General features: G+C 62.0%; 14 protein-coding genes. 13 read left to right on the top strand and 1 reads right to left on the bottom strand.

What is annotated here, in order from left to right; genetic code table 11:
- A complete protein-coding gene (locus CFB45_RS07115) occupies positions 1-306 on the top strand; it encodes a hypothetical protein (protein WP_089425053.1) in 306 nt (101 codons plus the stop codon).
- Here the strand turns inward: CFB45_RS07115 and CFB45_RS38230 are convergent.
- Positions 303-551 carry a hypothetical protein gene (locus tag CFB45_RS38230; RefSeq protein ID WP_144025175.1) on the bottom strand — a complete coding sequence of 83 codons (249 nt, stop codon included), beginning with the start codon at positions 549-551 and terminating at the stop codon, positions 303-305. The genes CFB45_RS07115 and CFB45_RS38230 overlap by 4 nt on opposite strands.
- Before the next feature lie 132 nt (positions 552-683).
- Between CFB45_RS38230 and CFB45_RS07120 the strand changes: the two genes are divergently transcribed.
- Genes CFB45_RS07120 through CFB45_RS07165 form a run of 12 tightly spaced genes read left to right on the top strand, consistent with a single transcriptional unit; the run spans position 684 to position 12,495 of the window.
- Positions 684-1,406, top strand: coding sequence for a hypothetical protein (locus CFB45_RS07120; RefSeq protein WP_089425054.1), 723 nt, complete (start codon positions 684-686; stop codon positions 1,404-1,406).
- A gap of 8 nt (positions 1,407-1,414) precedes the next feature.
- The gene (locus tag CFB45_RS07125; protein ID WP_089425055.1) at positions 1,415-2,623 is read left to right on the top strand and encodes a P22 phage major capsid protein family protein; all 1,209 of its coding nucleotides are present in this window, start codon (positions 1,415-1,417) and stop codon (positions 2,621-2,623) included.
- A complete protein-coding gene (locus CFB45_RS07130; RefSeq protein WP_144025176.1) occupies positions 2,623-3,036 on the top strand; it encodes a hypothetical protein in 414 nt (137 codons plus the stop codon). The genes CFB45_RS07125 and CFB45_RS07130 overlap by 1 nt, the downstream gene beginning before the upstream one ends.
- Entirely contained in the window at positions 3,033-3,749 is a 717-nt protein-coding gene (locus CFB45_RS07135; RefSeq protein ID WP_089425057.1) for a phage adaptor protein, read from the top strand. Before CFB45_RS07130 ends, CFB45_RS07135 begins: the two co-directional genes overlap by 4 nt.
- A gap of 51 nt (positions 3,750-3,800) precedes the next feature.
- Positions 3,801-4,418: an AP2 domain-containing protein gene (locus tag CFB45_RS38960; RefSeq protein WP_179255045.1), complete on the top strand. Its 618-nt coding sequence runs from the start codon at positions 3,801-3,803 to the stop codon at positions 4,416-4,418.
- The gene (locus tag CFB45_RS07140; protein WP_089425058.1) at positions 4,418-5,842 is read left to right on the top strand and encodes a packaged DNA stabilization protein; all 1,425 of its coding nucleotides are present in this window, start codon (positions 4,418-4,420) and stop codon (positions 5,840-5,842) included. The genes CFB45_RS38960 and CFB45_RS07140 overlap by 1 nt, the downstream gene beginning before the upstream one ends.
- On the top strand, positions 5,839-6,957 hold the full coding sequence (locus CFB45_RS38235; RefSeq protein ID WP_144025178.1) for a hypothetical protein: 1,119 nt from the start codon (positions 5,839-5,841) through the stop codon (positions 6,955-6,957). Before CFB45_RS07140 ends, CFB45_RS38235 begins: the two co-directional genes overlap by 4 nt.
- 16 nt (positions 6,958-6,973) lie before the next feature.
- Complete coding sequence (locus tag CFB45_RS07145) at positions 6,974-7,300, top strand: hypothetical protein (RefSeq protein ID WP_089425059.1); 327 nt, start codon at positions 6,974-6,976, stop codon at positions 7,298-7,300.
- Positions 7,297-7,800, top strand: coding sequence for a hypothetical protein (locus tag CFB45_RS07150; protein WP_089425060.1), 504 nt, complete (start codon positions 7,297-7,299; stop codon positions 7,798-7,800). Before CFB45_RS07145 ends, CFB45_RS07150 begins: the two co-directional genes overlap by 4 nt.
- The gene (locus CFB45_RS07155; RefSeq protein ID WP_144025179.1) at positions 7,791-8,612 is read left to right on the top strand and encodes a hypothetical protein; all 822 of its coding nucleotides are present in this window, start codon (positions 7,791-7,793) and stop codon (positions 8,610-8,612) included. Before CFB45_RS07150 ends, CFB45_RS07155 begins: the two co-directional genes overlap by 10 nt.
- 2 nt (positions 8,613-8,614) lie before the next feature.
- The gene (locus tag CFB45_RS07160) at positions 8,615-10,063 is read left to right on the top strand and encodes a hypothetical protein (protein WP_089425062.1); all 1,449 of its coding nucleotides are present in this window, start codon (positions 8,615-8,617) and stop codon (positions 10,061-10,063) included.
- A complete protein-coding gene (locus tag CFB45_RS07165) occupies positions 10,018-12,495 on the top strand; it encodes a glycoside hydrolase family 73 protein (RefSeq protein WP_144025180.1) in 2,478 nt (825 codons plus the stop codon). The genes CFB45_RS07160 and CFB45_RS07165 overlap by 46 nt, the downstream gene beginning before the upstream one ends.
- The last annotated feature ends 10 nt before the right edge of the window (positions 12,496-12,505 follow it).

Below are 12,505 nucleotides of genomic sequence, written 5' to 3' on the forward strand. Positions count from 1 at the left end.
ATGAGCTACCCCGGCATCCTCCAGGACCTCGGGTCCACCACCCCGATCCAGGGCATCTATCGCATCACGCAGACGCTCACTCCCGCGCAGGTCGCCGCGAACACCAGCGCCGAACAGACGTTCACGGTGCCGGGCTTGCAAGTCGGCGATTCGATCGACGTCAACAAGCCGTCGCATCAGGTCGGCTTGTCGATCGGCAACGTGCGCGTCTCCGCGGCGAACACGCTCGCGATCCAGTATGTGAACACGACCGCCAGCCCGATCACGCCCGCCGCCGAGCAATACATCATCGGCGGCCAGCGCTAACGGCCTAGGTTCAGCTTGGCGATCTCTGCTTCAAGGTTGTCTTCGGTGACCAGCATGAGCTTTGTGGGGCCTGAATTCGACGCCGCAACATCGCGCAGGCCAAGCGGACTGTCTGTGAGTTCGTTAAGCCAATGCGTGAGTTCGTCATCAGTTTTACGCCAACTCCATCCAGACCCGAATCCCTTCGCAACCATGATGTGTTCGCCCGTTTCCGTATCAAGTATGTAAAGCCGGTTATTCGCCATGTGTTTTCTCCTGAATAACCGCTGAATTGTAGGCGAAAGATTCTTCCCCGAAGGCCCGCATCCGAAAGGAGCGGGCCTTTTTGCTTTCCGTACCGGCGCGGCATCACCGGGCTCAAATCCTTGGATACGTCCATGCAAACCGAAGACAACGCAGTACCGACGGAAGTCACCGTACCGCCGACGACGGAAAACCCGGAACCGGCGCACGAGCCCGCTGAAACGAGCACGGAATCGGGCACCGAGCAACCCGCAGGAGCAGTCGAGTCGCAGCCGCAGGAAAAGCCCAAGAACGAGTGGGTTCAACGGCGCATCGATCAGCTCACGCGGGAGAAGCATGAGGAAAAGCGGCAGCGCGAAGCTCTCGAGGCGCGCCTGCGTGAACTCCAGCCGGACACCGCGACACCCAATGCGCAGCCGATGACCGCGGAGCAAATCCGCGCAGAGGCGAAGCGTCTCATCGAGCAAGAAAAGTTCGATGCGGCCTGCAACAAGGTGTTCGACGCCGGCAAGACCGAGTTTCCGGACTGGGACGCATCGCTGCGCACCTTCCAGATGCTCGGCGGCGCATCGCCGGAGTTCCTGGAGGCTGTCACGGCGATGGATGCCGGTCATAAGGTGCTTCATCACCTCGGCCAGCACCCCGAAGAAGCCGAGCGCTTGCTGTCCCTTCCTCCGCTCCGTATGGCGCTTGAACTGGCCCGTCTCGAAACGACGGTCGGTCAGGCGAAACCCGCTCCCGTATCGAAGGCGCCCGCGCCGATCTCGCCTGTTGGCGGCAAATCCGCACCGGTTGAACCGGAGGAATTTGCCACGACAGCGGATTACGTCGCATGGCGCAAACGCAACCGCTCATGAGGCGATAAATGGCAAACACCCTTCTCACACCCGTCAAGATCCTCGACGAATCGCTGATGATTCTCGAGAACATGCTGACCTTCACGGCCCGCTCGAATCGCGATTACTCGGACGAGTTCGCGGTCAGTGGCGCGAAGATCGGCGCGACCGTCAACGCTCGCAAGCCGAACCGCTTCGTCGGTACGACCGGGCCGGCGCTGAACATCGAGAACGTGAACGAAACGTCGGTGCCGATCACGCTGACGACGCAGTTCCACGTCGACTTCACGTTCAGTTCGCAAGAGCTGACCCTCATCGTCGACGAGTTCGCGGACCGATACATCAAGCCGGCCATGGCGACGATCGCCAACAAGATCGACTTCGACGGGCTGGGTCTGGCGACGACGGTCGCGAACAACGTCGGCACGGTCGGCACCACACCGAACGACATCAAGGTGCTGCTCGATGCTGGCGTGAAGCTCGACAACGAAGCCGCTCCGCGCGACGGTCGACGCACTGTCGTATGGGATCCGGCGACGAACGGCTCGATGGTGAAGTCGGCCGCCGGCCTGTTCAATCCGTCGAACAAGATCGGCGAGCAATACGACAGCGGCATCTTCTCGCCGTCGGGCCTCGGCTTCGACATCGGCATGGACCAGAACGTGAACACGTTCACGACGGGCACGCGCACGAACGGCACCGTCTCGGGCGCGGGCCAAACCGGCTCGACGCTGCTCGTCACGGGCCTCGGCGCCGCGGCGACCGTGAACAAGGGCGACACGTTCACGATCGCCGGTGTCTACGGCGTGAACCCGCAGAACCGTCAATCGACGGGCGTGCTGCGCCAGTTCACGGTGCTGGCGAACGCGACGGCGGATGGTTCGGGCAACGCGACGCTGTCGATCTTCCCGGCGATCAACACGGCCGCGTCGAACCAGCAGTACCAGACGGTCACGGCCGGCCCGGCGAATGCTGCTGTGGTCACGTGGGATATCGCTGCATCGACGCAGTACACGGCGAGCCTCGCATATCACCGCGACGCGTTCACGCTGGCAACCGCCGACCTTGAAGACGTCAGCAAGTACGGTGCTTGGGGCGCGCGCCGCGTGCACAAGGGCATCTCGATGCGGATCGCTCGTCAGTACGCGATCGGCACCGATACCGTCCCGTGCCGGATCGACGTGCTGTACGGCTGGGCGCCGGTGTACAACGAGCTGGCCTGCCGGATCGTCCGCTGATGGGCGTCCTGATTCAGCAATCTACCCCCGCTTCGGCGGGGGTTTTTGTTTCCGGAGGCAACGTGTTCCAAGAATTCCCGATGTGGGTAACTGGCCCGGACGGCGTGCAGCAGATCGTCGAATCGCAGGCCGCGTTCGAGGCGCTTGGAGAAGGCTGGAGCAAACCGGCGCGCGTTGAACTCGTGCCGCGCGAGCAAGCGCCGGATTTCGTCGAATATCCGAAGTGGGTGGGCGACGTTCTCGTGCACAGCGCCGAGGAAGAGGCCGCGCTCCCGGCGACCGCGGGCAGCAACGTCGATGTTGCGGCCGACGATGAGCGCGTAGTGCTGATCCAGATCGCCGAAGAGAAGGGCGTGCGGATCGACAAGCGTTGGTCGAACGACAAGATCCGCGCGGCGTTGGAGGCAGCGTGACAACCGCCGTCGACCTGATCACCCTCGCGCTGAAGGACATCGGCGCGCTGGGTATCGGGCAGTCGATCTCGCCCGACGATACGGAGGACGCGCTGAACACGCTTAACGCGATGCTCGGCCAGTGGCAGGGCGAGCGCCTGAGCGTCTATCACCTCGTCGACACGGCGCTGCAATCGACCGGCGCGCAGTCGTACACGGTCGGCCCCGGCGGCAACTTCAACACGCCGTCGTGGCCGTACCAGATCAACGCGGCATATGCACGCCTGAACCCGGGTACCGCGACGCCGATCGACTATCCGGTGACGATCATCCCGGCGCGCGAGGATTACGCGCGTATCGCGCTCAAGGCGCTGCAGTCGTTCCCGAACTATGCGTTCTACGACTCGGCGTGGCCGCTCGGCACGCTGTTCATGTATCCGGTACCGAACGCGAGTTTTGAGTTGCACATCGTGACGCTCGAGGAACTTCCGCAGTTCGTGACGCCGGCCGACGTGATCAACCTTCCGCCGCAGTATATGGCCGCGATCCGCTACAACCTCGCGTGCTATCTGGCGCCGTCATATCAGTTGGACCCCCAGGCGGCGCTGGTGCGCCTCGCGATGAACGCTAAGCGCGTCGTCAAGCGCATGAACGTGCAGATCCGGGCGATGAGCATGCCGCGCGGGCTCGCGACGAAGCAGAGGTACAACATCTATAGCGATAGGCCTTATTAGGTCAAACATTGATAATGTTCCACTTAGGAATTCAAACCTAATGGAGCTGACATGGGCGCTGTGATTGATCTCGCTGGGATGAAATTCGGACGCTGGACGGTGTTGCGCATTGGCGAAAAGAAGGGGAAGCAGTTCAATTGGTTGTGCCTCTGCGAGTGCGGAGCAGAAGCCCTCGTTGCAGGGCAGAGTCTCAGAAAAGGACGAAGCCTTTCATGCGGATGCCTCAGGAAGGAAGTGAACAGCGAATTGCATCGCACCCATGGCATGGCGAAAACAAAATTGAATGTAGTCTGGAGCGGCATGAAAGCGCGTTGCGGCAACCCGAAGCATGAGATGTTCCATCGCTACGGCGGTCGCGGCATCAAGGTATGCGAGCGCTGGCAGTCGTTCGAAAGATTCTACGAAGACATGGGATCGACGTATCAGGAAGGGTTGTCCATTGAGCGCATCGACAACGATGGCGATTACGAGCCCGGCAATTGCCGATGGGCAACCACAAAAGAGCAGCGCGCCAATCAGGCTCATCCCAAGATTCAAACGCCAGTGGGCGAAATGACCATCAGAGAGGCATCGGAAGTGTCAGGGATCAACCTCAAAACGCTTCGGCACCGAGTGTGGCGCGGCTGGCCGGCAGAGCGTTTGTTTGCGCCACTGGGATCTCGAAGCTGATGCGCGTCCCTCTGACTGTCGGCGCGTACGCCGCGAAAAGCCTGATAGCGGAGGCGCAGCGCTGCGTGAACCTGTATGGGGAGCAGAACGCGCAGGACGCACCGGTGCCGTTCACGTACTACCCGACGCCGGGCTTGACGCTCGTTTCGAATCCTCCGCTCGCCGGAGAATCGCGATGTATCTACACCGCATCGAACGGCGCGCGCTACGAGGTGGTTCACGACATCGTCTATTCGGTCGATACGCTCAACAATTACAGTTCGTTGGGATCGATTACGACAGAGAGTGGCCCTGTTTCGATGGTCGACAACGGGACGTCTATTTTCATTGTCGATGGCAGTACGGCTGGATTCATCGTGGATCTCGCGAACCGCACCATGACGCGCTGTACTGATCCGGCGTTCTACGGTGCCGACAAGGTCGATTTCGTCGACGGCTATTTCGTGTTCAACAAGCCGAACAGCACGCAGTTTTATATCTCGAAGTACAACGACGTCACATTCGATCCGCTGGATATCGCCTCGAAATCGACCTATTCGGACGACCTTGTCACGCTGGCAGTGATGCATCGCGAGATCTGGCTGTTCGGCGAATTGACAACGGAGGTTTGGTTCAACACGGGCTCGTCTGATTTCACGTTTGGCCGGATGCCGGGCGTGTTCATCGAGCACGGCTGCGCTGCGAAGCATTCGGTCGCAAAGATCGATCTTGCGCTGTTTTGGCTCGGGCATGATCTCCAGGGGCAGGGCGTCGTTTTCGCGGGGCGCAATTACCAGGCCGAACGCATCTCGACGCACGCTCTTGAGCAAGCTATCAGTGCGTATGCCCGCATTAACGATGCGATCGGCTTTTCGTACATGCAAGGCGGCCATGCCTTCTATGTTCTGACATTCCCGAGCGCGAATGCGACGTGGTGCTTCGACACGGCGACTGGGCAGTGGCACCAGCGCGCGTATCTCGAGGCCGACGGATCGCTCAGCCGGCACCGCATGAACTGCCATTCGTTCAACGCCGGCCGCAATCTCGTCGGCGATTGGCAGACAGGTGCAGTCTATGCCCTCGACCCGAACGCCTACACCGACAACGGGGCGCCGATCCAGCGCATTCGATCGTTTCCGCACATCTTGGGAGCCGACGGAAACCGCGTGATGTTCCGCCAGTTCATTGCAGATATGGAAGTGGGCGCAGGGATGCTGGACGATGCCACAGATCCGCTCGTAAGTCTGCGCTGGAGCGATGATCGCGGCGCAACGTGGGGAAATCCAGTGACGGCCACGATGGGGCGCCGCGGCGAATTCCGCACATCGATCCAGTTTCAGCGTCTCGGCTACGCACGTGACCGCGTGTTCGAGTTGTCATGGTCCGAGCCGATCAAAACCGCGCTGAACGGTGCCTGGGTCGACGTGTCGAGGGCACGCACGTGAACACGCAGGCAAATTTCCCTTCCGGGAATCCGCTCGACGCATCTGGAAACCTGACTCCCCATTGGCGCCTGTTCTTCATGGCGCTATTCAGTCGGACAGGATCGGAATCGGGAAACGATACGTCTGCGATGCAAAAGGCTATCGCAGACCTGCAAACGGAAACATCGGCCGGGGAGCCGTCGCCTGACCTTTCGAAGATTTACGCACTGATCGATGCAGCGGAGGCGGTAGCCGCGCAGGCAATGGCTGCTGCGGTGCGCGCGCCTGACGAGCGCGGCGAAAGCGGCGATGCGTCGGCGACCGGCGATCTGCTCAACCGCATCCGAGAACTCGAGCAGCGCATTGACGGTGCTTCTGGCGCGTCGACATTTGCCACGCAGGATTTCGATGCGCAGCTTGGCGCAGGCGTGTCGATTCCAACCGATACGGCACATCTGACAAACGGCGCAGGTTTCGTGACGACGGAAGCGGGTCGCCTTCTGGCAATTCGTTCGCTTTCGAACGGCACATATACCCCGACTGCGGGCGCAAACACGGTGCTCGTGCGAATGCAGGGTCCCGGCGGCGCTGGCGGCGGTACGGCTGCGACCGGAGCGGGACAGTCCGCTGCAGCTGGCGGCGGCGGTGCAGGCGCGTATGTCGAGGCGCTCTTCGCAGCTTCTGCCCTGAACGGCTTGACTGTCAGCCTCGGAACAGCGGGCGCGGGCGTGAGTGCCGCCGCAGGGGGCGCCGGTACAGCAGCAACGTTCGGCAGCGCGATCAGCGCGCCGGGCGGAACCGGCGGTAACGCCGGATCTGCACTGAGCGCACCCGGCTTCACGGCCGGTAGCGGCACGACTGCAGCGGCAACCGTAACTGGCGGCACAACGCTCCTGTCGATCCCCGGCATCGGGGGCAACGCGGGCCTCGTATTCGCGGCTGGTTCGCTCTCGGAAAGCGGCCCGGGGGGCAATTCGCCTATCGGCGCCGGCGGCCAGCCCCGGCTAGGAACCGGCGCGAACGTCGGCGCCGGCTTCGGCTTCGGCGGTGGCGGCGCAAACGCACAAGCTAGCCAGGCGGCGCAAACGGGTGCTTCGGGTGGCAACGGCTGGTGCGAAGTGTGGGAATTTTCCTGATAGACAAGAGGCATCCATGATCACGTGGAAACAGCTTTTCCAAGCCGTGCTGACGGGCTCTCCCGTTTCCGAATACACGGCGCCCGCGGGCACGACGACCGCCATTCATCAAGCGACGGCGTGGAATCCGACCGGTGCCGTCGTCGCGCTGAAGATTTACATCGCTCCTGCAGCAGGCTCGGCGGCCGACGCGACGACCGTGTGGTCGACGAATGTTCCGGCTGGGTCACCCGCTCAGATCCCGCAGATCATCGGCCACAAGCTTCAGGCCGGCCAGCAGATCTTTGCGAGCGGCAACGGCGTGACGCTGACCGTATCCGGCGCGGAGAACGTACAGCAATGAAGATCGCCATCGAAAATTTCACTCGCGAACTTGCGGACGAAATTGTTCCACTCGGCCAGCAGAGCTGGGACGAGTGCTCGGAGATCAAGAAGGATACATGCGCCTATCACGGGCAACGCGGCCTTGCGATCGATCCGGACATCGATCAGTACATTTATCTGTCCAGCCATCAATCGCTGATCGCTTTCACCCTGCGGGATGATGAAGGCGTCCTTCATGGATATGCCCTGGCGATTCTCTATCGAAGCCTGCATCTGAAGACTGAATTGTGCGGCAACGTCGACACGTTCTTCGTGCAGCCGGATCATCGTCGATCGATGCCGCGCCTCATGTCGAAGATCGAAGATACGCTTCGCGATCATGGCGTCAGCATCATCGGCTGGCCCGTCACGATGACGGGCGCCCTGTTTGAGATTCTCAAGCACCGCGGTTATATCGCCGATGACGTCGTGATGGAACTCAAGCTCAAAGATCTGCCGGGAGGTGAAGCATGTGCGTAGCTGCTGCAATTGCAGGCGCTGGCGTTGTCGGTAGCGTTGCCTCCGGCGTGATCGGCGCGAACGCAGCCGGCGATGCCGCCCAGACCCAGGCCGATGCCGCAAACAATGCGGCCGCGCTCCAGAATCAACAGTGGCAGCAGACGCAGAAGAATCTCAAGCCGTATATGGACTTGGGATCGTCCGCGATCAATCCTTTGCTGTCGGCGATGGGATACAACGTCACCAAGAACGATGACGGGACGTACACGTTCGGTTCGACTGATCCGAACAATCCGCTGCAGCAGCGGTTCACCGCGCCTACCGCAGACCAGGCGGCAGCGACGCCGGGCTATCAGTTCACGCTCGATCAGGGACTCAAGTCGGTGCAGAACAGCGCGGCCGCGCGTGGTCTAGGAACATCGGGTGCCGCGCTGAAAGGGGCGTCGACGTATGCGACCGGGCTTGCGAACTCGACATACAACGACGTTTTCAATCGCGCGCTCCAGACGTTCAACACGAACTACAGTTCGGCGGCGAACAACGTCAATCGGTTGAGCGGCTTGGTCGGAAACGGCCAGAACGCGGCCGCGACGAATGGCTCGCTCGGCGCCGCCGCCGCAGGCAACATCGGGAATACGTTGATGAGCGGCGCGAACGCGAGCGCATCCGGGACTGTCGGCGCAGCAAATGCGCTTTCGAATGGCCTGAGTAGCCTCGGTAGCGGTGCATTGACCTACGGGCTGCTCAACAACAATGCGTTGGCGAGCGCGACTGCTGCGAACCCGACATATGGTACGACAGCTGCCGGCAACCCGATCTACTTCCAGGTGTGACGATGCCGCTCGATACTTCGATTCCGCTACAGGTCAAGACAGCCGAATTCAACCCGCTGCAGCAGGCATTGCAGGTCGCACAGTTCAGATATATGAATGCGAACGGGCAGGCAATGCAGCAGCAACTCGCAGCCAATCAAGCCGCGTCGGAGGCGTTCAAGCAGTCAACCGATGCGAACGGCAATACGGACTACAACAAATTCCGGTCGATCATGGCGGGAGGCGCTGGCGCATACAACCTGCCGCAAATCAACAACTCTATCCTCGATGCTCAGCAAAAGCAGGCGACATTGACGGGTACGAATCTGGATCAGGCAATGAAGACGCAGAGCGCGCTGCGCCAGGGTCTCGGCAGCCTGCTGACGAAGCCCGATCTGTCGCCGCAGGACGTGATGAGTTTCGGCGTTACGCAGCTGCAAGCCGGCGCGATCACGCCGCAAGTCTTTCAAGCCGAAATGCAGTCGATGCCATCGGACCCGCAGGCATTGCGCGGCTGGCTGCAGCAGCACTACATGTCGGCTTTGAGTGGCGAGACTCAACTGAACGCGATGATGCCGAAGTACGCTCAGGTCAACACGGGTCCGGCGACTGTCGCGGTGAACCAGAACCCACTCGCGGCAGGCGGCGGCGTCGGCACGGTCGGCTATACGGTGCAAAACGGCCTCTCGCCTAGTGAGGCGCTTGCGCCTGGGCTCACGCTCAATCAGAACGGCCAGCCGACCACGTACACGAAAGGTCAGATGGCTGGCGGCCAGGTTCCGCAGCAGCCGGGCGGCGGCTATGCGACTGGCGCGCCGATGGGGGCATCTGACATCGCGAGCGGCGCGGCGACACGCTACAACACGCTCGCGACGGCGGCCGTGCAGGCCAAACCGATGATGCAGACCTATGACCTCGCAAATCAGGCTGTACAGGGTGCGATTGCTGCCGGCAAGGGGTCCGGGCCGATTGCATCCGCCGCGGGGATCGTGCGCACCCTCACGGATATGCTCCCTGCATCCGAGAAGGAGAAGGTAACTGGCGATCCTGTGAAGGACTATCAGCTCGCCGTGAGCTACCTGAACAGCGCAGCCGACCAAGCGGCCCAATCGCTGGGCCTATCGGGCAGCGACGCTCGCGTGGCCGCAGCCAAGGCCGGGCAGCCCGACCCGAACAACATGAACCTGCCGGCGCTTCAGGAATCGATCGCGCATGCGAAGGGCCTGCAACAAGCGCTGCTCGATCGCCAGCAGGCGACGACGAACTTCCTCGCGCAGAACGGCAACAACACGAGCCAACTGCCGCAGTTCGAGGCGAAGTGGAACCAGTCCTTCAATCCGGACGTTTCCTACATCCGTTCGCTCGGTGACCCGGCTGCTCAACAGGCGGCCATGCAGAAGCTGAAGGCGGATGGCAAGTTGCAGTCGTGGATGAAGGACTATCAGGCCATGAAGGCGCTCGGGGCATTCTGATGGCAGACGTTCAGGGGTTCATCCAGCAATTCGGGCCGGTGGCCGCGGCCGTCAGCCAGCGCATCGGCGTCGCGCCTGACGTGCTGCTCGGACAATGGGGACTTGAGACGGGGTGGGGGAAGTCGATCATCCCTGGCACGAACAACCTTGGCAACATCAAGGGCCCGGGCGTCGCCGCAAAGGACAATCAGACGGGGGCCGTAGACCAGTACCGCGCGTATCCTTCGCCGCTCGACTTTGGCAACGACTTCGTCAACCTGATCGCGAATCGGTATCAGAATGCGGTCGGGAAAGGTGCGGATGCGACGGCATACGCTGGCGCGCTGAAGGCTGGCGGCTATGCCGAAGACCCGAAGTATGTCGGCAAGCTCTCGAGCGCGGTGGACATGGTGCGCAAGTTCGGCGACACGATTGCCTCGGCGCTGTCTGGCACGGCCAATGCGAGCGAGTTGACGCCGGCGCAGATGGGCGGTGCGCCGGTGATCTCGGCGACGGGGCAGCGCCTGAATGGGCCGCAGATGACGGGCGCTCCGGCACCGGCAGCCGCGGCGCCGACGGCATCGACTGGCGAGCCGCTGCTCGACATGGCCCACGGCATCATGGGTGGCACGCCGAAGCCCGCGAGCCAAGCTTCGGCCGCGGGTGCTGTGCCGACCAGCCAGCCCACGCAACAGTCTGAGCAGCAATCCGACGACCCGTTGATGGCGATGGCCGCCGGCGTGATGGCCGAAAAGGGCGGCGCTGCGAATGCCCCCAAAAAATTGTTAGCGACGAATGGCTCGCCGCAGACCGCGCTTCAGCCCACCATTACTGGTCAGCCTTGGCAAACGCCGGGGTCGGTTACGATGGGGATTGGCGATGCGATCAAAGGTGGCGTTCAATCGCTCGTGCATGGTGGCGCATGGCTTGCGAACAAGGTTGCCCCCGATTCGCAGTTCGCGAAGGACATCAATGCTGCGGTCCCGCAGATCGACCAGACCATTCAGGCTCAGAACGCGCAGTACGCCACCGATCGCGCGGCGCAGCAGCCTCAGACGCTTACGGGGATTGTGACGGGGCAGCGCCAAACGCCCGGCGTCGACTGGGGGCGAATGGCTGGAAACGTGATTGGAGCCGCTCCTCTGGCAGCGACGTTACCTACCGGTTCAGGTATCCTCGGTACCATCGGAGCCGGAATGCTGTCGGGCGCCGCAAACAGTCTGCTTGAGCCCGTCACGACGCCCGGGAATTTCCTGCAGCAGAAGCTTGGGCAGGCAGCTGCCGGAGCGGCCGTTGGCGGCGTCGCGAATCCTTTGGTGAGGGCGGTAGGTGCGGCCGTTTCGCCAACCGTAGGTGCAGCCCAGCAGCGGTTGCTGGATTCGGGCGTGACGATGACGCCCGGTCAAATTCTCGGGGGCGGTTTTGCGCGAACGGAAGCGAAGCTTTCAAGCGTCCCGTTTCTTGGGGACATGATCAAGAACGCTCAGCAACGCACGCTTCAGGATTTCAATCGGGCGACCTATAACGAGGTGCTCGCGCCGATTGGCGCCACTTACGAAGGCCCCGCAGGTCAAGAGGCGATCGGGGCGGTTCGCAATGCGATTCGCGACGCCTACGATGATTCGCTCGGGCGCATGTCGCTTCAGGCTGCCGATCCCGGCTTCCAGGCGGACATTCTTCGTCTTACCGATATGGCTCAGCAACTTCCCGCTGCGCAACGACAGACGTTCATGAATACGCTGCGCACTCAGATATTCGGGAAGGTCGGTCCTCAAGGAAACATGGACGGCCAAACCCTGAAAGGAGTGCAGGAAGAGCTCGGCGATCTCGCGCGAGGCTATTCGGGAGATCCGTCTTTCGACAATCGCCAATTGGGGGCCGCTATCGGAGAAATTCGATCGGCCGTCGAGAATTCGCTCGCCCGGACAAATCCCGCGGATGCGGTAGAGGGACTCTCGAATGCGAACGCCGCATATGCGCGATTTGCGCGTATGCGTGCCGCCGCGGCATCTCAAGGTGCCATGAACAATGAAGGCATTTTCACGGCTGCCCAACTGCAGAACGCAGTCAAAGCCGGTGATAGATCGGCCGGAAAGGGCGCAACTGCGACCGGGAATGCGCTGATGCAGGACTTTTCGACAGCGGCTCAGTCCGTGCTTGGGTCGAAATATCCGGACTCAGGAACTGCCGGTCGCGGCTTGATGGCGCTGCTCGCGCCCGGGTCGATCGGCGCGGGACTCGCTACGGCGCCGCTATCGACCCTTGGGACGCTCGGCGGCATCGGCCTCGGGGCGCTTCCCTATACGGGAACTGGGCAGCGCCTTGCGCAGGCTCTCTTGACGGCTCGCCCCGGGTTCGCGGTCCCAGTACGGAATGGGCTTTCCCAGTTCGTCGCTCCACTCGCCGCGCCGACGGGCAATGCGCTCATCAATGCGATCGCACCAAGCAAATAGATGTTTTTTG

The sequence above is a fragment of the Burkholderia sp. HI2500 genome, from assembly GCF_002223055.1.
Classification (GTDB): domain Bacteria; phylum Pseudomonadota; class Gammaproteobacteria; order Burkholderiales; family Burkholderiaceae; genus Burkholderia.

What these genes read in the sequence shown, in the direction of transcription:
- CFB45_RS07115 (WP_089425053.1), top strand. Translation starts at nt 1, where the DNA reads ATGAGCTACCCCGGCATCCTCCAGGACCTCGGGTCCACCACCCCGATC.
- CFB45_RS38230 (WP_144025175.1), bottom strand. Translation starts at nt 551, where the DNA reads ATGGCGAATAACCGGCTTTACATACTTGATACGGAAACGGGCGAACAC.
- CFB45_RS07120 (WP_089425054.1), top strand. Translation starts at nt 684, where the DNA reads ATGCAAACCGAAGACAACGCAGTACCGACGGAAGTCACCGTACCGCCG.
- CFB45_RS07125 (WP_089425055.1), top strand. Translation starts at nt 1,415, where the DNA reads ATGGCAAACACCCTTCTCACACCCGTCAAGATCCTCGACGAATCGCTG.
- CFB45_RS07130 (WP_144025176.1), top strand. Translation starts at nt 2,623, where the DNA reads ATGGGCGTCCTGATTCAGCAATCTACCCCCGCTTCGGCGGGGGTTTTT.
- CFB45_RS38960 (WP_179255045.1), top strand. Translation starts at nt 3,801, where the DNA reads ATGGGCGCTGTGATTGATCTCGCTGGGATGAAATTCGGACGCTGGACG.
- CFB45_RS07140 (WP_089425058.1), top strand. Translation starts at nt 4,418, where the DNA reads ATGCGCGTCCCTCTGACTGTCGGCGCGTACGCCGCGAAAAGCCTGATA.
- CFB45_RS07145 (WP_089425059.1), top strand. Translation starts at nt 6,974, where the DNA reads ATGATCACGTGGAAACAGCTTTTCCAAGCCGTGCTGACGGGCTCTCCC.
- CFB45_RS07150 (WP_089425060.1), top strand. Translation starts at nt 7,297, where the DNA reads ATGAAGATCGCCATCGAAAATTTCACTCGCGAACTTGCGGACGAAATT.
- CFB45_RS07155 (WP_144025179.1), top strand. Translation starts at nt 7,791, where the DNA reads ATGTGCGTAGCTGCTGCAATTGCAGGCGCTGGCGTTGTCGGTAGCGTT.
- CFB45_RS07160 (WP_089425062.1), top strand. Translation starts at nt 8,615, where the DNA reads ATGCCGCTCGATACTTCGATTCCGCTACAGGTCAAGACAGCCGAATTC.